At 69.8% G+C, this 17,991-nt stretch carries 14 protein-coding genes; 7 read left to right on the top strand and 7 right to left on the bottom strand.

Features of this window, described 5'->3' with window-relative positions; translation table 11 throughout:
* The first annotated feature begins 363 nt into the window (after nt 1-363).
* From PJ985_RS04950 to PJ985_RS04940, 3 genes are all read left to right on the top strand, one after another.
* A complete protein-coding gene (locus PJ985_RS04950) occupies nt 364-1,965 on the top strand; it encodes a S8 family serine peptidase (RefSeq protein ID WP_271682286.1) in 1,602 nt (533 codons plus the stop codon).
* A gap of 223 nt (nt 1,966-2,188) precedes the next feature.
* Nucleotides 2,189-2,941 carry a GntR family transcriptional regulator gene (locus tag PJ985_RS04945; protein ID WP_271682285.1) on the top strand — a complete coding sequence of 251 codons (753 nt, stop codon included), beginning with the start codon at nt 2,189-2,191 and terminating at the stop codon, nt 2,939-2,941.
* Nucleotides 2,942-3,052: 111 nt separating this feature from the next.
* Nucleotides 3,053-3,625: a GNAT family N-acetyltransferase gene (locus tag PJ985_RS04940; RefSeq protein WP_271682284.1), complete on the top strand. Its 573-nt coding sequence runs from the start codon at nt 3,053-3,055 to the stop codon at nt 3,623-3,625.
* 79 nt (nt 3,626-3,704) lie between these two features.
* On the opposite strand, the gene PJ985_RS04935 is transcribed toward PJ985_RS04940, so the two are convergent.
* From PJ985_RS04935 to PJ985_RS04910, 6 genes are all read right to left on the bottom strand, one after another.
* Nucleotides 3,705-6,209 (bottom strand): SpoIIE family protein phosphatase, encoded by a 2,505-nt coding sequence (locus tag PJ985_RS04935; protein WP_271682283.1) that lies wholly within the window; start codon nt 6,207-6,209, stop codon nt 3,705-3,707.
* A gap of 84 nt (nt 6,210-6,293) precedes the next feature.
* The gene (locus tag PJ985_RS04930; protein WP_271682282.1) at nt 6,294-6,497 is read right to left on the bottom strand and encodes an SPOR domain-containing protein; all 204 of its coding nucleotides are present in this window, start codon (nt 6,495-6,497) and stop codon (nt 6,294-6,296) included.
* Between the two features lie 163 nt (nt 6,498-6,660).
* Nucleotides 6,661-7,500 carry a succinate dehydrogenase/fumarate reductase iron-sulfur subunit gene (locus tag PJ985_RS04925; RefSeq protein WP_271682281.1) on the bottom strand — a complete coding sequence of 280 codons (840 nt, stop codon included), beginning with the start codon at nt 7,498-7,500 and terminating at the stop codon, nt 6,661-6,663.
* On the bottom strand, nt 7,497-9,410 hold the full coding sequence (locus PJ985_RS04920; RefSeq protein ID WP_271682280.1) for a fumarate reductase/succinate dehydrogenase flavoprotein subunit: 1,914 nt from the start codon (nt 9,408-9,410) through the stop codon (nt 7,497-7,499). The genes PJ985_RS04925 and PJ985_RS04920 overlap by 4 nt, the downstream gene beginning before the upstream one ends.
* A gap of 34 nt (nt 9,411-9,444) precedes the next feature.
* Complete coding sequence (locus PJ985_RS04915) at nt 9,445-10,275, bottom strand: hypothetical protein (RefSeq protein WP_271682279.1); 831 nt, start codon at nt 10,273-10,275, stop codon at nt 9,445-9,447.
* 62 nt (nt 10,276-10,337) lie between these two features.
* A complete protein-coding gene (locus PJ985_RS04910; RefSeq protein WP_271682278.1) occupies nt 10,338-10,625 on the bottom strand; it encodes a hypothetical protein in 288 nt (95 codons plus the stop codon).
* Between the two features lie 386 nt (nt 10,626-11,011).
* Here PJ985_RS04910 and typA point away from each other — a divergent pair, with 386 nt between their 5' ends.
* Nucleotides 11,012-12,880, top strand: a complete 1,869-nt coding sequence (gene typA, locus PJ985_RS04905) for a translational GTPase TypA (RefSeq protein ID WP_271682277.1) — start codon at nt 11,012-11,014, stop codon at nt 12,878-12,880.
* A 103-nt stretch (nt 12,881-12,983) separates the two neighbouring features.
* On the opposite strand, the gene PJ985_RS04900 is transcribed toward typA, so the two are convergent.
* A complete protein-coding gene (locus PJ985_RS04900; protein WP_271682276.1) occupies nt 12,984-14,216 on the bottom strand; it encodes a WD40/YVTN/BNR-like repeat-containing protein in 1,233 nt (410 codons plus the stop codon).
* A gap of 165 nt (nt 14,217-14,381) precedes the next feature.
* On the opposite strand from PJ985_RS04900, the gene PJ985_RS04895 reads away from it, so the two are divergent.
* The 3 genes from PJ985_RS04895 to PJ985_RS04885 all read left to right on the top strand — a co-directional run bounded on the left by PJ985_RS04895 (nt 14,382) and on the right by PJ985_RS04885 (nt 17,986).
* A complete protein-coding gene (locus PJ985_RS04895) occupies nt 14,382-16,040 on the top strand; it encodes a peptide ABC transporter substrate-binding protein (protein WP_271682275.1) in 1,659 nt (552 codons plus the stop codon).
* A gap of 85 nt (nt 16,041-16,125) precedes the next feature.
* Nucleotides 16,126-17,049 carry an ABC transporter permease gene (locus PJ985_RS04890; RefSeq protein ID WP_271682274.1) on the top strand — a complete coding sequence of 308 codons (924 nt, stop codon included), beginning with the start codon at nt 16,126-16,128 and terminating at the stop codon, nt 17,047-17,049.
* Nucleotides 17,042-17,986 (top strand): ABC transporter permease, encoded by a 945-nt coding sequence (locus PJ985_RS04885; RefSeq protein ID WP_271682273.1) that lies wholly within the window; start codon nt 17,042-17,044, stop codon nt 17,984-17,986. The genes PJ985_RS04890 and PJ985_RS04885 overlap by 8 nt, the downstream gene beginning before the upstream one ends.
* The last annotated feature ends 5 nt before the right edge of the window (nt 17,987-17,991 follow it).

The raw sequence follows: 17,991 nt of genomic DNA, 5'->3' as shown, positions 1-17,991 counted from the left end.
GCCCGCCGGGCAGCTCTCGATGTCGAACGGTTGTGCGTCAACTACGCCGGACGGAGGACCTTGTCGGCCGCAGGGCCCGCCGGTGGCGGGGCCGGTTGCCTGACCTGCGGTTCCGGATACTGCCTGACGTGTCGTCAGCTCGCGTGATGGGCAGAGTGACGGTAAGTCGTCGACGACCTCAGTCGACTCGACGTCACCATGCATTACCCGCCAGTACCTGCAGAATCTCTTGTCGCCTTCCTGTGTATCAACAAACCTTTCGCCTGGCGGTGCAGTGGGTCGCACATACCTGCTTCCTCCCGTGCTGCTTTGTCATGTCTGCGTCCGTCGCACCCCATGTACCGACGAGAGGACTCCCCCACGATGGCAGTCAAGCGCAACTCCCGCCGCTGGAGAGCCAGAACAGCAGTGGCCACGGCCTCGCTCCTTGCTCTCGGGCTCGGCGCCGCCGTCCCGGCCGTGGCCGCCGACGACACTCCGACCGGAACCATCGAGAACGCCGGTGCGAACGACACCATCGAGGGCAGCTACGTCGTCGTGCTCGCCGACGACGGCTTCTCGGCGTCCTCCGCGGAGAGCGCTTCCCTGGCCGCCGCCTACGACGCGGAGATCACCAGCGTCTTCGAGCACGCCCTCAACGGCTTCGCCATCAAGACCTCCGAGGAGCGGGCCCTGGAGCTGGCCGCCGACCCGGCGGTGGCGAAGGTTGTCCAGAACGAGACGGTGGAGCTCTTCACCGAGACCCAGACCAACCCGCCGTCCTGGGGCCTGGACCGGATCGACCAGGTGGACCTCCCGGCCGACGACAGCTACACCTATCCCGCGCACGGCGGGGAGGGCGTCACCGTCTACATCATGGACACCGGTGTCCACTACAGCCACGAGGACTTCGAGGGCCGTGCGCGCTTCGGCTTCGACGCCTTCGGCGGGGACGGCAGCGACGGCCAGGGCCACGGCACGCATGTCGCCGGCACGGTCGGCGGGGCCGCGCACGGCGTGGCCAAGCAGGCCGACCTGGTGTCGGTGAAGGTCCTGAACGACAACGGCTCCGGCACCATCGAGTCAGTGGTCGGCGGCATCGACTGGGCCACCGCCGACGCCGACGGGCCGGCCGTGGCCAACATGAGCCTGGGCGGCAACGCCAATGCCGTGCTGGACGAGGCCGTCGCCGCGTCGGTCGCCTCCGGCATCACCTATGCGGTCGCCGCGGGCAACGACTACGGGGCCGACGCGGGCAGCAGCTCTCCCGCCCGGGTGGCCGAGGCCATCACCGTGGCCTCCACCGACCGCGCCGACCTGCGTTCGGGCTTTTCCAACATCGGCACCTCGGTGCAGATTTTCGCACCCGGCTCGGCCATCACCTCGGCCTGGCACACCAGCGACACGGCGACCAACACCATCTCGGGCACCTCGATGGCCGCACCGCACGTGGCGGGCGCCGCGGCGCTGCACCTGGCCGGCAGCCCGGCGGACAGCCCGGCGGAGGTCTGGCAGGCGCTCAGCGCCTCCGCGGTGCACGGGAAGGTGACCAACCCCGGTAACGGTTCCCCGAACAAGCTGCTCCACATCGGTGAAGGTGACGGCGGTGAGCCCGAGCCGCTCGACCCGCCGAACGGCAAGCGGTTCACCAACGACACCGAGGTGCCGGTCCTGGACCACCAGACGGCTGAGTCCGTGATCGCGGTCAAGGGCGTGGGCAAGGGCGTGATCCCCGCCAACCTGGAGGTCGACGTCGACATCACGCACACCTGGCGCGGTGACCTGACGATCGACCTGATCGCTCCCGACGGGACCGAGTGGAACCTGAAGGCGGCCAGCCCCTTCGACAGCGGCGACGACGTGCGGGAGACCTACACCGTGGACGCCACCGTCCTCGACAAGGCCAAGGGTGACTGGACCCTGCGCGTGCACGACGGCGCCACCCGGGACGAGGGGCACATCAACTCCTGGTCGCTGCAGTTCTGAGTCACCGCAGTGCTGCGGAACCGTCCACCGGTACGGTTCCCGCCCCCACGGCCGCGGGCCACGCCCCCCCGGCCGTGGGGGCTTCCCCCTGAAGGGGGCCGCCTGAGTGGTGACGGCGACTCATCACTTCGGGTGAAAGGACGGGCATTGCTTGTCCGTGACCACCCTCGGTTGCCAAGCTGTTGCTGATCGTCAACTCGGGCGGGAGTCCCTGGGGGGTCATGTGCCGTTCGGTGAGCAGCCCGCGTATCTCCGAGTCGCCGAGGACCTGCGGCAGCAGATCGCCGACGGCCGGCTTCCGCCCCAGGCCCGGCTTCCCTCGCAGGCAGACCTCCGCCGCGAGTACGGAGTTTCCGACACCGTCGCCCTGCAGGCGCGCAGGGTGCTCATGGCCGAAGGGCTGGTCGAAGGGCGTTCGGGTTCCGGCACCTACGTGCGGGTCCAGCCGGTGCCCCGCAGGTTGTTCCGCAGCGGCTACCGCACGCTGGGGGAGGCCGGCCCGTTCCGTCAGGAGCAGGCCGACGAGCGGCAACGCGGCACCTGGGAGGCGCACAGCGAGCGCCAGGAGGCGACCCGCACGGTGGCGGAGCGGCTGCGGACCGAGCCGGGCGCGGCGGTGATGTGCACCCGGTACGTCTTCCGCACCGGAGGGGAGCCGGAGATGCTGTCCACCTCGTGGGAGCCCCTCCGGCTGACCGGGCGCACTCCCGTGATGCTCCCCGAGCAGGGCCCGCTGGCGGGGTGCGGGGTGGTGGAGCGGATGGCGGCCATCGACATCATGGTGGACAACGTCACCGAGGAGGTGGGGGCCCGGCCCGCGCTTGCCCCGGAAGCGCAGGTGCTGGGCGGGCAGCCGGGACGTCCGGTCCTGGTGATCGCGCGCACGTTCCACGCGGGCAGCCTGCCGGTGGAGACGGCCGATGTGGTGCTGCCCGCCGACCGCTACCGGGCGGCGTACCACCTTCCGGTCCGCTAGCCGCACTGTCCAGGGAGGTTGGTCCTTCTGGCGGGGTCGTCTGCCGCCGGACGCGGTGGTGCGGTGCCGCCCTGAGGTTTGCCACCGTGTGCGCCGTGACATCGTGGTGACATGACCGTCTCAGTTCGCCCGGCTTCGGTCTTCGAGGACGTCCGTGCCCTGGTCGGTCCGAAGTCGCCGGAAGCCAACGTCTGCTGGTGCCTGAGCCACCGGATCCCGTCCAAGCTCAACAACGAGCTCCGTGGGCCGGCCCGCGGCGATTACGTGGCCGGGCTGTGCCGGGCGGAACCTCCGCCAGGGGTGCTTGCCTACGACGGTGACGATCCGGTCGGCTGGGCCGCTGTGGCACCGCGCTCGGACACGGCCTTCGCGCGCAGCCGTACGATCCCGCACGTTGACGACCTGCCGGTCTGGTCGCTGTGGTGCATCCGCGTACGCCCCGGTCATCGCAAGAGGGGTGTCTCGCACGCCCTCATCGCCGGCGCGGTCGAATTCGCCCGCGCTCACGGCGCACCGGCGATCGAGGCGTACCCGCTCGACAGCGGGGGCGCCAGGGTCGACATGACGATGGCGTATCCCGGGATCCGGAAGAACTTCGAACGCGCCGGGTTCACCCACGCCGCCGACACCACCTCGGTGCTCTCCGGTCATCCCCGGGTCGTGATGCGGCTCTACCTGCGCTGACGGAGCAGCCCGGGTCCCCACCGGAGCAGCCCGGGCCTCCACGGCCGGCTCCGCCGGTCTTCGGGCCCCAGCCCTTCGCTCAGGGCTCCTGCGTGCCCGGGAGCGGGAGTTCGCACCAGACGGTCTTGCCCAGTGGCCCTCGGCGCGTGCCCCACCGGCGCGACTCACGGGCCAGCAGATGCAGGCCGCGGCCGCTTTCCGCCTCGGGGTCGGCGGGCCGTTCCCGGGGCGGGTCCGGCAGCGGGTCGGAAACCTCCAGCAGCAGTGACTCCCCGCGCACCAGGCGCACCCCGATGGGGCCGTGGGCGTGCCGCAGCGAGTTGGTGACCAGCTCGCTGACGAGCAGCACCGTCAGGTCGGTGACCTCCTCCAGGCCCCACAGGAGCAGGGTGCGCCGGACGACGGTGCGGGCCCGGCCCGGGGCGGAGCTCTCCGCGGGGAACGTCCAGGAGGCGGCCCCGCCGTCGGGGATGCCGCCGAGCTGGGCGGTGAGCAGCGCGATGTCGTCGGTGAGGCCGCGCCCGGCCGGGGCCGTGCCCGGCCCGAGGCTCTGGATGATGTGGTCGCAGACGTCCTCCAGGGAGGGGTGCGGGCCCTTCGTCCGGCCCAGTGCTGCGCACAGCCTGTCCAGCCCTTCGGTGATGTCCTCGTCGCGCTTCTCGATCAGTCCGTCGGTGTAGAGGACCAGGACGGACCCCTCAGGGACGGTGCAGTGCCGTTCCTCGAACGTGAGGTCGCCCACCCCCAGTGGCGGCCCGGCCGGTACCTCCAGCAGCCCGGCCCGCCACAGCCCGGTGCGGGCGTCGCGGGTGGCCAGCACCGGCGGCACATGCCCCGCCTTGGCCACCGTGCAGCTGCTGGTCGCGGGGTCGTAGACGGCATACACGCAGGTGGCCATCAAGGGTTCCTGCGGACCCGGTGACAGGTCGTCGCTGAGCTCGTTCACGCGGTGCAGAAGTTCGGCGGGAGGCAGATCCAGCCCGGCGAGGGTGCGGACAGCGGTGCGCAGCCGGCCCATCGTGGCGGCGGCCCGCAGCCCGTGCCCCATGACATCGCCGACGACCATGGCCACCCGGCCACCGGTCAGCGGGATCACGTCGAACCAGTCACCGCCGACTTCCGTTCCGCTGCTGCCCGGAACGTAGCGGAAGGCGATCTGGACCCCGGGGAGGGAAGGCACGTGCTGCGGCAGCAGACTTCGCTGCAGCATCAGGGCCCCCTCCCGTTCGCGGACGTAGAGCCGGCCATTGTCCAGCGAGACGCCTGCCCGGGCCGCGATCTCACCGGCCAGCACCAGATCCTCGTGCTCGAACGCGGCCCGGCGGTCGGCCCGGCTGATCACCAGGAGCCCGAGGACGGTGCCGCGGGCCCGGATGGGAAGAGTCATCAGCGAGTGGATGCCGAGATCGAGGGCCGCCTGTGTCTTGGGATCCCCGGCATAGGTGGTGCCCAGCAGCTCGTTCCGGGAGCGGACGAGATGCGGAGCGCCGGTGGCAAGAACGCGACCGAAGACGGACTCCGTATCGAAGGTGATGTCCTGGTTGAGCTGCATCATCCGGTCCACGGTGGCGTTGTGCTGTTTGGCCGCGACACCGAGCTGGAGCAGGGAGGCCCCGGCGGGACCGGATGCCTCGGGGAGATCACCGCCCTGTGCCACCCCGGCGAGCAGCAGCACCGTCGCGTAGTCGGCGAACCGGGGGACGAGGGCGTTGGCGAGGGCTTCAGCGATGCGCCGGACATCGAGCCGTTCGCCCAGCGCGATGCCGACGTCGTCGAGAAGGGCGAGCCGCTGCCGGGCGCGTTCGATCTTCTCCAATGCCTCGCGGCGCTCGGTGATGTCCATCACCGTGCAGCTGATTCCGAGTGTCTGTCCCGATCCGTCGCTGAGCCGGCCGAACGACAGGGAATGGGCGCCCTTCCCGTCGGGGGACAGGGTCACCAGGTCGATCACGGAGCGGCCGGAGGTGAGGACCTCCCGGTGCAGTTCATCGAGTTCACGGGCGAGGTGGTCGGGCATCACCTCACGGATTCTTCTGCCGAGCAGCATGTCCGGGCGCCCCCCGTAGAGCTGGCAGAAGGAGTCGTTCACCCGGACGAAGCGTCCGTCGGTGTCGTAGATGGCGATACCGAGGGGCGAGGAGGAGAAGAGGGCGTCGAGAGCCGCCAGATCCTGCTCGATCGTGCGGAGCCGGTCCATCTCGACCAGATTGGCGAGAATGAACCGGGTGCCGTCCGCGTCCCGCAGCAGGGTGGCGCGGCCGTCCAGCTCGATGGTGTGGCCGTCGAGATGGCGCAGCGGGAGCACTCCTCGCCAGCTCGATTCCCGCAGCAGCGTCCGGTAGACGCCGGTGCCGGGGGTGACCTCGCTGCGGACCGGGAGGAAGTCAGCGAGGTGCCGGCCGACGGCGAGCCGGTCCGGCCAGCCGAGGATCTCCTCGGTCATGGGGCTCCACAGGATGATGCGCCCCCGGCTGTCGAGCATGACGATGCCGACCCGCAGCTCGTCGAGGAGGGTGCGCCCAGCATGCCGGTCCGCGGGGGGCAGCCCTGGAGAGCCCTGCTGCTCCGGCGCACTCGCACTCACGCTGACCACGTCCCTGCTCGGGTCCCCGACCGGTGATTTCCGGCGAAGTGGGCGAATTGCCCATGTACCCGATTGTGCCTGGGGTCAGCGGCGAGCGCTTTCTCCTTGCCCGACACGCTCCACCAGATAGCGCCACCGCGAACCCGCGGGGCGTGCGCCGGCGCCCATCTCGAGCCGCCGGATGAGGCGCTGGGCCTCAGCGCGGGTGGCGCAGTGGCCTATCCGGTAACGACCGCCGTTCTCGTCCTGCCGGATCACCTGCCAGGGCAGCAGGCTGCTGTCCTTCATTACTCACCCCCCGGTCCGCATATGCCGGACTGTAACGCAGCACCCCGGGCAGCGCACGTGTCTGTGGCGATCGGGTGTGACGCAGGGCTACCGGAAGGGGGGCTTTCCGGCCGTTCGGCTCTCCGGCGTTGCGGGCGCCGCGCAGGCCGGTGCCCGGCCGCACTCACTCCGCTCCGCGCCGCCGGATCTTGTTGCCCAGCCAGACCAGCGGGTCGTAGCGGCGGTCCACCACCCGCTCCTTCATCGGGATCAGCGCGTTGTCAGTGATCCTGATGTTCTCCGGGCACACCTCGGTACAGCACTTGGTGATGTTGCAGTACCCGAGGCCGTGGTCGCGCTGGGCGGCCTGTTTGCGGTCCACCCCCTGCTCCTCCGCAGCGTCCAGCGGGTGCATGTCCAGCTCCGCCACCCGCATCAGGAAGCGCGGGCCGGAGAAGGCCTCCTTGTTCTCCTCGTGGTCCCGGATCACGTGGCAGACGTCCTGGCACAGGAAGCACTCGATGCACTTGCGGAACTCCTGTGACCGCTCCACGTCCTGCTGCTGCATCCGGTACTCGCCGGGGCCGAGGTCCTTCGGCGGAGTGAAGGGCGCCACCTCCCGGGCCTTGGTGTAGTTGTAGCTGACGTCTGTGACCAGGTCCTTGATCACGGAGAACGCCCGCAGCGGAGTGACCGTGATGGTCTCCCCGGGGGTGAACTGCGACATCCGGGTCATGCACAGCAGCCGGGGGCGTCCATTGATCTCCGCGCTGCAGGAGCCGCACTTGCCGGCCTTGCAGTTCCAGCGCACCGCGAGGTCCTGGGCCTGCGTCGCCTGCAGCCGGTGAATGATGTCGAGGACGACCTCGCCCTCGTTGACCGGCACCCGGAAGTCCTCCAGGCCGCCGGACGTGTGGTCGCCGCGCCAGACCCGGAAGCGGCCCTCGTAGCCGGCGGCGCCGGGCGTGGTGTCGTCCGTCGGCGCGTCGGTCTGCGGCCCGGCGGTCTCGGCTGCGTCGCTCACTCCGTCGTCAGCTCCTCATCGGTCAGGTACTTTGCCAGCTCGTCCTTTTCGAACAGCTCCAGCAGGTCGGGCCGCATGGCCGGCAGCTCCCGGCGGACCAGCGCGATCCTGCCGCCGTCCGCGCCGTCCTCGCGCAGCGAGCAGAGCAGATTGACACGCCGCCAGGCGCGGTCCATCGCGGGGTGGTCCTCCCGGGTGTGACCGCCGCGCGACTCGGTGCGCTCCAGGGCGGCCCGTGCGATGCACTCGCTGACGAGCAGCATGTTGCGCAGGTCGAGGGCCAGGTGCCAGCCGGGGTTGTACTGGCGGTGGCCCTCCACTCCGGCTTCCGCCGCCCGGACCGTGAGCTCCGCGAGCCGCTCCAGCGCCTGTTGCATCTCCGGCTCCCGGCGGATGATCCCGACCAGGTCGTTCATGGCCTGCTGGAGCTCCTGGTGCACCGTGTACGGGTTCTCGGTGGCGCCGGACCCTCCGCTGCCGGAGAAGGGCCGCACAGCCTCGGCGGCGGCCTCCGCGATGTCGGTGTCCCCGATTGCGGGCCGTGGGCCGCCGTCAGGTGACCTCGCGTACCGGGAGGCGTGGAGCCCGGCCCGCCGGCCGAAGACCAGCAGGTCGGAGAGGGAGTTCCCGCCCAGGCGGTTGGAGCCGTGCATGCCGCCGGCCACCTCGCCCGCGGCGAAGAGGCCGGGGACGCCGGTGGCCGCCGCGGTGTCCGGGTCGACATCGACCCCGCCCATCACGTAATGGCAGGTCGGTCCCACCTCCATGGCCTCAGCGGTGATGTCCACGTCCGCCAGCTCCTTGAACTGGTGGTACATGGAGGGGAGTTTGCGTCTGATGTCTTCGGCGGGGAGCCTCTTGGACACGTCGAGGAACACCCCGCCGTTGGCGGTGCCGCGGCCTGCCTTCACCTCGGAGTTGATGGCCCGCGCCACCTCGTCCCGGGGCAGTAGCTCCGGCGGCCTGCGGTGCCCGGCCGGGTCCTCGTACCAGCCGTCGGCCTCCGCCTCGTTCTCGGCGTACTGCGTCCGGAAGACCTCGGGAATGTAGTCGAACATGAAGCGTCGGCCCTCGCTGTTGAGGAGGACCCCGCCGTCACCGCGCACCGACTCGGTGACCAGAATGCCCTTCACCGAGGGGGGCCAGACCATGCCGGTCGGATGGAACTGCACGAACTCCATGTTCACCAGCGGGGCCCCCGCCAGCAGCGCCAGGGCGTGGCCGTCCCCGGTGTACTCCCAGGAGTTCGAGGTCACCTTGAAGGACTTGCCGACCCCGCCGGTGGCCAGCACCACGGCGGGGGCCTCGAGGACGAAGAACCGCCCGGCCTCACGCTCATAGGCGAAGACGCCCGCCACCCGGCCCTGCTCGTCCTGCAGGACACGGGTGACCGTGCATTCCTGAAAGATCTTGAGGCCGGCCTCGGGGTCGCCCAGCTCGCGCTGATCCTGCTGCTGGAGGGCGACGGTCTTCTGCTGGAGGGTGCGGATGAGCTCCAGACCGGTGCGGTCCCCCACGTGCGCGAGCCGTGGGTACTCGTGTCCGCCGAAGTTCCGCTGGGAGATCCGGCCGTCGGGCGTGCGGTCGAACAGCGCGCCCCAGGTCTCGAGCTCCCACACCCGGTCGGGCGCCTCCTGGGCGTGCAGCTCGGCCATCCGCCACTGGTTGAGGAACTTCCCGCCCCGCATGGTGTCGCGGAAGTGCACCTGCCAGCGGTCCTTCTCGTTCGCGTTGCCCATGCTGGCCGCGATGCCGCCCTCGGCCATCACCGTGTGGGCCTTGCCGAACAGCGACTTGCAGATCACCGCGACCCGGCTGCCCTGCTCCCGGGCCTCGATCGCGGCCCGCAGCCCAGCGCCGCCGGCCCCCACGATCACCACGTCCCACTGCTGTCGCTCCACTGTGCTCATCGCTTGCGCTTCTCCTTCTCCGGCGGCCGGAAGGTCAGAACAGCATCGGGTCGGTGAACGCGCCGGTCGCCAGCAGATAGACGTACAGATCCGCGACCGCCAGGCTGATCAGCGAGGCCCAGGCCAGCTCCATGTGCCGGCCGTTCAGCCTGCTGATCCAGCTCCACAGCCGGTACCGCACGGGATGGCGGGAGAAGCTCTTCAGCCGGCCGCCCATGATGTGCCGGCACGAATGGCAGGAGAGGGTGTAGCCCCAGACGAGCAGGATGTTCGCCAGCATGATGAACGTCCCCAGGCCCATGTGGCCCCACTCGTAGTCCGCGTTGCGGAAGCCGAGCACGGCGTCGTAGGTGAGGATCACCGCGATGGCGAAGGCGGGATAGAAGAAGTACCGGTGGATGTTCTGGAAGATGAGCGGGAAGCGGCTCTCACCCGTGTAGGTGCGGTGCGGTTCGGCGACCGCGCAGGACGGCGGCGAGGCCCAGAAGGCGCGGTAGTAGGCCTTGCGGTAGTAGTAGCAGGTCACTCGGAACCCGAGCGGCAGGGCCAGGAAGATGAGCGCGGGGGACAGCGTCCACCAGTCGCCGAAAAGCGGATAGTTCGGCCCGGCCTGCATGTCCGGGCAGCTGGACGCGAGGCAGGGGGAGTAGAACGGCGACACGTACGGTGCCGCGTAGTAGTGGGCGTTGCTGAAAGCCCGCCAGGTGGCGTAGACGATGAAGGCGGCCAGCACCAGGACCGTGACGGTGGGCGCGAGCCACCAGCGGTCGACGCGCAGGTGCTTCGCCGTGATCGCCGCCCGGCCGGGGCCGGTGATGCCGCCACCGGGTGGCGGCGTCGGGCCGGATGCGGTTTCGGTGGCCAAGGATGTCTCTCCGGTGGGTGAGCTGAGCGAGGGCCTGCGGGCGGTGTGCACACCGGCGACGCCTAGGGCGCGTGGCGGTCGCAGACTCCCAGGCCCTCGTCGTCGGCATCGGCCCACAGCCTGCTGTCGTACGGCGTGTCCGAGACCGTGATCATCTCCGGCCCGGCTCCGGAACGGGACGGAGGCGCGGCGGCGGACAGCAGCGACAGGCTTTCCCGTAGATGGTCGGCGTCGCTCCGGACCCGGCGCATCTCCAGGCAGCTGCCCGCCTCCTGCTCCAGCCGCGTGACACAGCGGCTCAGGTCGTCGAGACAGCGTTGGGCGGAACGCAGTTCATCCTGCAGAGACATGGACTCCCGCCTTCGGTGGCCGTGGATCACCGGACGCATCGAGTGTGACGTGAACCACACCGTGTTGGGAAGGGATCGAGCGACATCTCCATGGAATTCCCCCGTAGGCGTGACGCCCCCCGGGAGCGAAGCCCGCGAGCGGCGTGGACGGGGCACGGTCCGTGGAATTCCTCAGGCTCGCCGGTGAGGTATGTCACTCACTCCCTCGCGGCAGCACCGCCGCAAAGGGGCTCGGGAGCGTGGAACAGGGGGCCTGCCCTTCGGGCGCGGTGGCTGCTACCACGCGGTTTACCCTGCGGCGGCACCGGCCCCGTACGATGTTGTACGAGGCCGGTGCATGAGTCTGCCGGGCCACTCGTCCATTTATCCGGGAGAAGCACCGCCGCATGCCCACGCGCCACGACATTCGTAATGTCGCTATCGTCGCCCATGTCGACCACGGCAAGACGACGCTGGTCGACGCCATGCTCAAGCAGGCAGGGGCCTTCGCAGCCCATCAGCACGTCGATGACCGGGTCATGGACACCGGCGACCTCGAGCGCGAGAAGGGCATCACCATTCTCGCGAAGAACACCGCTGTCAAGTACCACCCCAAGGGCAGCGCCGACTCGGTCGTCATCAACATCATCGACACCCCGGGGCACGCCGACTTCGGTGGCGAGGTCGAACGCGGGCTGTCCATGGTCGACGCCGTGGTCCTTCTCGTCGACGCCTCCGAGGGCCCGCTGCCGCAGACCCGCTTCGTCCTCCGCAAGGCTCTGATGGCCCGGCTGCCCGTCATCCTGTGCATCAACAAGACCGACCGGTCCGACTCCCGGATCGCCGCGGTCGTCGACGAGACCTACGACCTCTTCCTCGATCTCGACGCGGACGAGGAGCAGATCGAGTTCCCGATCGTCTACGCCTGCGCCCGGGACGGCGTCGCCTCGCTGACCGCGCCCGAGGACGGCACGGTACCTGCCGACAGCGACAGCCTGGAGCCCTTCTTCACCACGCTGCTCGAGACGGTGCCGGCGCCGGTGTACGAGGACGGCGCGCCGCTCCAGGCGCACGTGACGAACCTCGACGCGGACAACTTCCTCGGCCGCATCGCGCTCTGCCGGATCAAGAACGGCCACCTCCGGAAGGGCCAGTCCGTCACCTGGATGCGCCGGGACGGCACCGTGCAGAACGTACGGGTCAGCGAGCTGATGATGACGGACGCGCTGACCCGCAAGCCCGCCGAGGTGGCGGGGCCGGGTGACATCTGCGCGGTCGCCGGCATCCCGGACATCATGATCGGTGAGACCCTCGCCGATCCGGAGAACCCCGTCGCGCTCCCGCTCATCCAGGTGGACGAGCCGGCCATCTCGATGACCATCGGGGCCAACACCTCGCCGCTCGTCGGCCGCGGCGCCAAGGGCAACAAGGTCACCGCCCGGCTGGTGAAGGACCGGCTGGAGCGCGAACTGGTCGGCAACGTCTCGCTGCGGGTGCTGCCGACCGAGCGCCCCGACGCCTGGGAGGTGCAGGGCCGGGGGGAGCTGGCGCTGGCCATCCTGGTGGAGCAGATGCGCAGGGAGGGCTTCGAGCTGACCGTGGGCAAGCCCGAGGTCGTCACCCGGGAGATCGACGGCAAGGTGCACGAGCCGATCGAGCGGATGACCATCGACGCCCCCGAGGAGCACCTGGGAGCGATCACCCAGCTCATGGCCGGCCGCAAGGGCCGGATGGAGACGATGACCAATCACGGATCCGGCTGGGTCCGCATGGAGTTCCTGGTGCCCTCGCGCGGGCTGATCGGCTTCCGGACCGAGTTCCTGACAGACACCCGCGGAACGGGCATCGCGCACAGCATCTTCGAGGGCCACGAGCCGTGGGCCGGTGAGCTGCGCACCCGCAACAGCGGATCCCTGGTCGCGGACCGGGCCGGAACCGCCACCCCGTTCGCGATGATGAACCTCCAGGAGCGTGGCACGATCTTCGTCGAGCCCGGCCAGGAGGTCTACGAAGGCATGATCATCGGAGAGAATTCCCGCTCCGACGACATGGATGTGAACATCACCAAGGAGAAGAAGCTCACCAACATGCGGGCGGCCTCCTCGGACACCACCGAGAATCTGGTGCCGCCGCGCAAGCTCTCCCTCGAGCAGTCGCTGGAGTTCTGCCGCGAGGACGAGTGCGTCGAGGTCACCCCGACCGATGTCCGCATCCGCAAGGTCGTGCTGGACCAGAAGCAGCGTGGCCGCGCGGCCTCCCGCGCCAAGCACAGCTGACCCGTTCCCCGGCCGGGAGCCGCCGGGGGCGGGAAAGAGGCCCGTTCCGCACTGCCGCGGGGCGGGCCTCTTCGCGCGCTCAGCCGTGCGGCTTTTCGGGGCCTCACTCGCCCGTCAGGATGATGGTGTGCCAGGTGTATCCGTCGGCCGAGATGCGGTAGTGACCCTGGTGCTCCAGGCTCTGCGCCAGATGGCCGGCCGGGGTGCGGACGACGAATTCGGGGGGCGGGCCCTCCCGGACCTCGGTGAAGGTGCGGCCGCCGTCCTCGCTCCGGTGAATGCCGTCCTGGGCGTGCACCGTGAGGCTGCCGTCCCCGGCCGCCACCGGCTGGCCGAGGACAGTGGCCGGACCGGGCCCGGACGACGGGTCCCAGGTGCGCTCCCAGGTGTCTCCGAGGTCCGTGCTGCGGTGGATCCCGAGGACCGTCCCGTGTGCGTCGGGGCCACCGGTCACGGTCGCGTACAGCACATCGGGGCCGACCGTCAGCGCGTGGAAGACGGGGGCGTACTCCGGATCACCCGGTTGCGGGCCGGGCAGCCTGCTCGTCCGCCAGTTGCGGCCCCGGTCCGCACTGACGGCGACCGCGGGCTGTGCGGTCTCCGGATCGAGCCCGCTGACCGCGTGTGAGCCGTCCGGCAGCGTTCCGGCCACGGGGGTCATGTTCCGCAGCGGCGGCTGCTCGGCCAGCACGCCGAACTCACCGGTCTCCGGATCGAGCGCGGCGAGCCGTTCCGGCTCCTCGGCCTCTCCGGTGCCGTCACCGCCCCCGGGAGCGGTGGTGCCGGGGACGCTCAGCGTGTGCAGCGGGGCGGCGGCGGGGATCTCCTCGAGGGTGCCGGGCGTTCCGGTGCCGGCCGGCTCCCAGCTGCGGGCGCCGTCGAACGTCTTCCAAGCGGTGAGTTCCTCCTCCCCCTCGTGCGCGCCGAGGTACCCGGCATCGGTCTCCAGCCGGGCCCGGCCGGGGCCGGCGACGAGCAGCCGGGTGACGCCGGTGTCCTCCCCGGCGAGCTCCGGTGGAAGGTCCCGCAGCTCCCAGTCCGCCCCGTCCTCCAGGGCAAGGAGGTGCGAGCGGCAGCCTTCCTCCGGAGCCTCGGAACAGGCCAGGAGCTGAGCGAAGCCATGGCGCTCGTCGGCGAGGAGCAGCCGCTGGACTTCCCCCGGCAAGCCCTGTGCCGAGGGGATGCGCGGGGGCTCGACGGCGTGGGGATCGGCCGTCGCGGTCGTGGGGCCGGTCTCCCGGGGCGCCCCGTCCGTGGTGCAGCCGGTCAGGGGCGCGACGGCCAGGAGCAGCGCACCGCCCCAGGTCAAGGCACCGGTTCTCACTCGCCTGGACATGAGGAAGACGGTAGCCCGGCAGTCCTGTCCGCCGGTAGAGCGCTCCGGCATCCGAGGGGTTCTCGGTAACAGTTGGTGTGCCAGGTGGGCGATTCGGGGTGTGAGAGGTGACAAAACCTCTCTTATGGGTCCGGTAGCTGACTTATCGGAGCCGAGGAGGATCTGATGCGTGCAGGCACGCGCCTGACCCGGGTCGTCGCCACCGCGACGGCCATCGCCCTGGCCGCCACCGCCTGCGGAGGGGGAGACGACGACACGGGAGGCGTCGGGGCCGCTACGGCCGCCGACGGCAACGAGATCGTCCGCGCCTCGTGGGGTGATCCGCAGAATCCGCTGGAGCCGGCGAACACCAACGAAGTGCAGGGCGGCAAGGTCCTGGACATGATCTTCCGGGGGCTGAAGCGGTACAACCCGGACACCGGTGAGGCCGAGGATGCCGTCGCCGAGTCGATCGAGACCGAGGACCAGCAGACGTTCACCGTGACCATCGAGGAGGGATGGACCTTCCAGGACGGCACCCCCGTCACCTCGCACTCCTTCGTGGACGCCTGGAACTACGGCGCCAACATCGAGAACACACAGGTCAACAGCTACTTCTTCCAGTTCATCGAGGGCTACGAGAATGTCCACCCCGGTGATGAGGGCGACAGCCCGACCGCGGACTCCATGTCCGGTCTGGAGATCATCGACGACCGCACCTTCGACGTCACCCTGAGTGAGCCCTTCTCGTTGTGGCCGGAGACCCTCGGCTACAACGCCTACGCCCCTCTGCCCCAGGCGTTCTTCGACGACCACGACGCCTGGCTGGAGCAGCCGATCGGCAACGGCCCCTACATGATCGACTCCTATTCCAGGAGCCAGAGCATGAACCTCGTCAGGTACGAGGACTACGCGGGCGACGACGAGGCGCAGAACGACGGCGTCGAGCTGCGGGTGTACACCGACAACAACACCGCCTACACCGACCTGCAGGCCGGCAACCTGGACATCGTCGACGACATTCCCGCCTCCCAGCTCATCAACGCCGAGGACGATCTCGGCGACCGCTACATCAATGAGCCGGCAGGCATCATCCAGACCATCTCCTTCCCGCTGTACGACGAGGCCTGGCAGGGGGAGGACATGGCCCGGGTCAGACAGGGTCTGTCGATGGCCATCAACCGGGAGGAGATCACCGAACGGATCTTCTTCGGCACCCGCACGCCCGCGACCGACTACACCTCCCCCGTGCTGCAGGAAGCCGGCGGCTACCAGGAGGGGCTGTGCGGGGAGTTCTGCGAGTACGACCCGGACCGGGCCCGGGAGCTCATCGAAGAGGGCGGCGGCCTGCCCGGCGGCGAGGTCACTCTCAGCTCCAACGTCGACACCGGCTCCCACCGGCAGTGGATGGACGCGGCCTGCAACAGCATCAACAACGTGCTGGGGGACACCGGAGCCTGCACCGTCAACCCCGTCCCCACCTTCGCGGACTACCGCAACCAGATCACCGACCGTGAGATGACCGGGATGTTCCGTACCGGCTGGCAGATGGACTACCCGCTCATCCAGAACTTCCTGCAGCCCCTCTACTACACCGATGCCTCCTCCAACGACTCCGAGTACACCAGCGAGGAGTTCGACCGGCTCGTCAACGAGGCGAACGCGGCGGAGGATCCGGACGAGGCCATCGACACGTTCCAGGAGGCGCAGGAGGTCCTGATCCGGGACATGCCGTCCATTCCGCTCTGGTACCAGAACGGCACCGCGGGCTACTCGGAGAACGTCAGCAACGTGCAGCTCAACCCCTTCTCCGTGCCGGTCTACACGGAGATCACGGTCGACTGACCGGCCTCCCGTCCGGGGCCGCCACCGCGCACCGGTGGGCGGTGGCGGCCCCGGTGACCGACCCTCGCATCCGCAAGGAGGCCCCGTGGGGCGTTACGTCGCCAGGCGCCTGCTCCAGATGATCCCGGTCTTCCTCGGGGCGACTTTTCTGATCTTCGTCATGGTGTACGCCCTCGGCGACCCGGTCGCCGGGCTGTTCGGCGACCGGGCACCGGACCCGGCCACCGCCCGGGTACTGCGTGAGCAGTTCCATCTCGACCGGCCGGTGTGGCAGCAGTACCTGCTGTACCTGGGCAACATCTTCACCGGTGACTTCGGCACCGCCTTCGACGGCCGGCCCGTCATCGAGCTGATGGGCGCGGCGTTCCCGATCAGCTTCCGGCTCATGTTGATCGCACTCGCCTTCGAGATGGCCTTCGGACTGGTGCTCGGCGTCGTCTCCGGACTCCGCCGCGGGAAAAGCATCGACACCTCGGTGCTGCTGATGACACTGATCGTGATCGCGATCCCCACGTTCGTCCTCGGCACCACTGCGCAGTTCTTCCTCGGCGTCGAGCTGGGCTGGATGAACCCCGCGGTGAGCCCCGAGGCCCGCTTCTCCGAGCTGATCGTGCCGGGCCTGATCCTGGCCCTGGTCTCGCTGGCCTACGTCACCCGGCTCACCCGGACCTCGATCGCGGAGAACGCCCGCGCCGACTACATCCGTACCGCGGTGGCCAAAGGACTCTCCCGTTCCCGGGTGACCACGCGCCACCTGCTGCGCAATTCCCTGATCCCGGTGGTCACCTACCTGGGAGCCGACATCGGCATTCTGATGGCCGGCGCCATCGTCACCGAACGGATCTTCAACATCCAGGGGGTCGGTTACCAGCTCTACCAGGGCATCCTGCGGCAGAACTCGCCCACGGTGGTCGGATTCGTCACGGTCCTGGTGCTGATCTTCCTGTTGGCCAATCTGCTCGTCGATCTTCTCTACGCCGTGCTCGACCCGAGGATCCGCTATGCCTGACCCGCACCGGGACCCGCCCCTGGAAGCCCAGGAGGACGCGGCTGCCCGGGCCGCCGCCGGCGGCGACTCCGCCCCCGACCCCGGGGCGGCCCGCAGCCTCACCTCGGACGCCTGGCACGACCTGCGGCGCAACCCGGTCTTCCTCGTCTCCTCCGTCCTGATCCTCTTCCTGATTCTCATCGCGTTGTGGCCCGGGCTGATCACGGCCCAGGACCCGCTCACCTGCCGGCTCGGCCGGTCGCTCGACGGGCCGTCCTCCGGTCACTGGTTCGGCTTCGACACCCAGGGCTGCGACGTCTACGCGCGCACCGTGCACGGGGCCCGCGCCTCGATCGCGGTCGGGGTCTGCGCGACTCTGGGAGTCGCCCTGCTGGGCACCGTGGTGGGCGGCCTGGCCGGATTCTTCGGCGGGTTCTGGGATTCGCTGCTCTCCCGGGCCACCGACATCTTCTTCGCCATCCCGCTGATCCTCGGGGCGATCGTCTTCCTGAGCATGATCACCCTCTCCGGCATCTGGCCGGTGGTCCTGGTGATCGCGGTGCTCGGCTGGCCACAGATCGCCCGCATCGCCCGCGGCGCGGTGATCACGGCCAAGCGGCACGACTACGTGGAGGCCGCCCGCGCGCTGGGCGCGGGCAACGCCCGGCTGCTGCTGCGGCACATCCTGCCCAACGCCATCGCGCCGGTCATCGTCATGGCCACCATCATGCTCGGCACCTTCATCGCGCTGGAGGCCACCCTGAGCTTCCTGGGCGTCGGGCTCCAGCCGCCGACCGTCTCCTGGGGCGTGGACATCTCGACGGCCTCCGACGGCATGCAGTTCCGCAACGCCCCACACATCCTGCTCTACCCGGCCGCCGCACTGAGCATCTGCGTGCTGGCCTTCATCATGCTCGGCGACGCGGTCCGCGACGCCCTCGATCCCAAGCTGCGCTGAGGGAG

Source organism: Streptomyces sp. ACA25, assembly GCF_028200735.1.
Lineage (GTDB): Bacteria > Actinomycetota > Actinomycetes > Streptomycetales > Streptomycetaceae > Streptomyces.
Note: the sequence above shows the minus strand (reverse complement) of the source record. Positions and strands in the feature narration are given on the sequence as shown.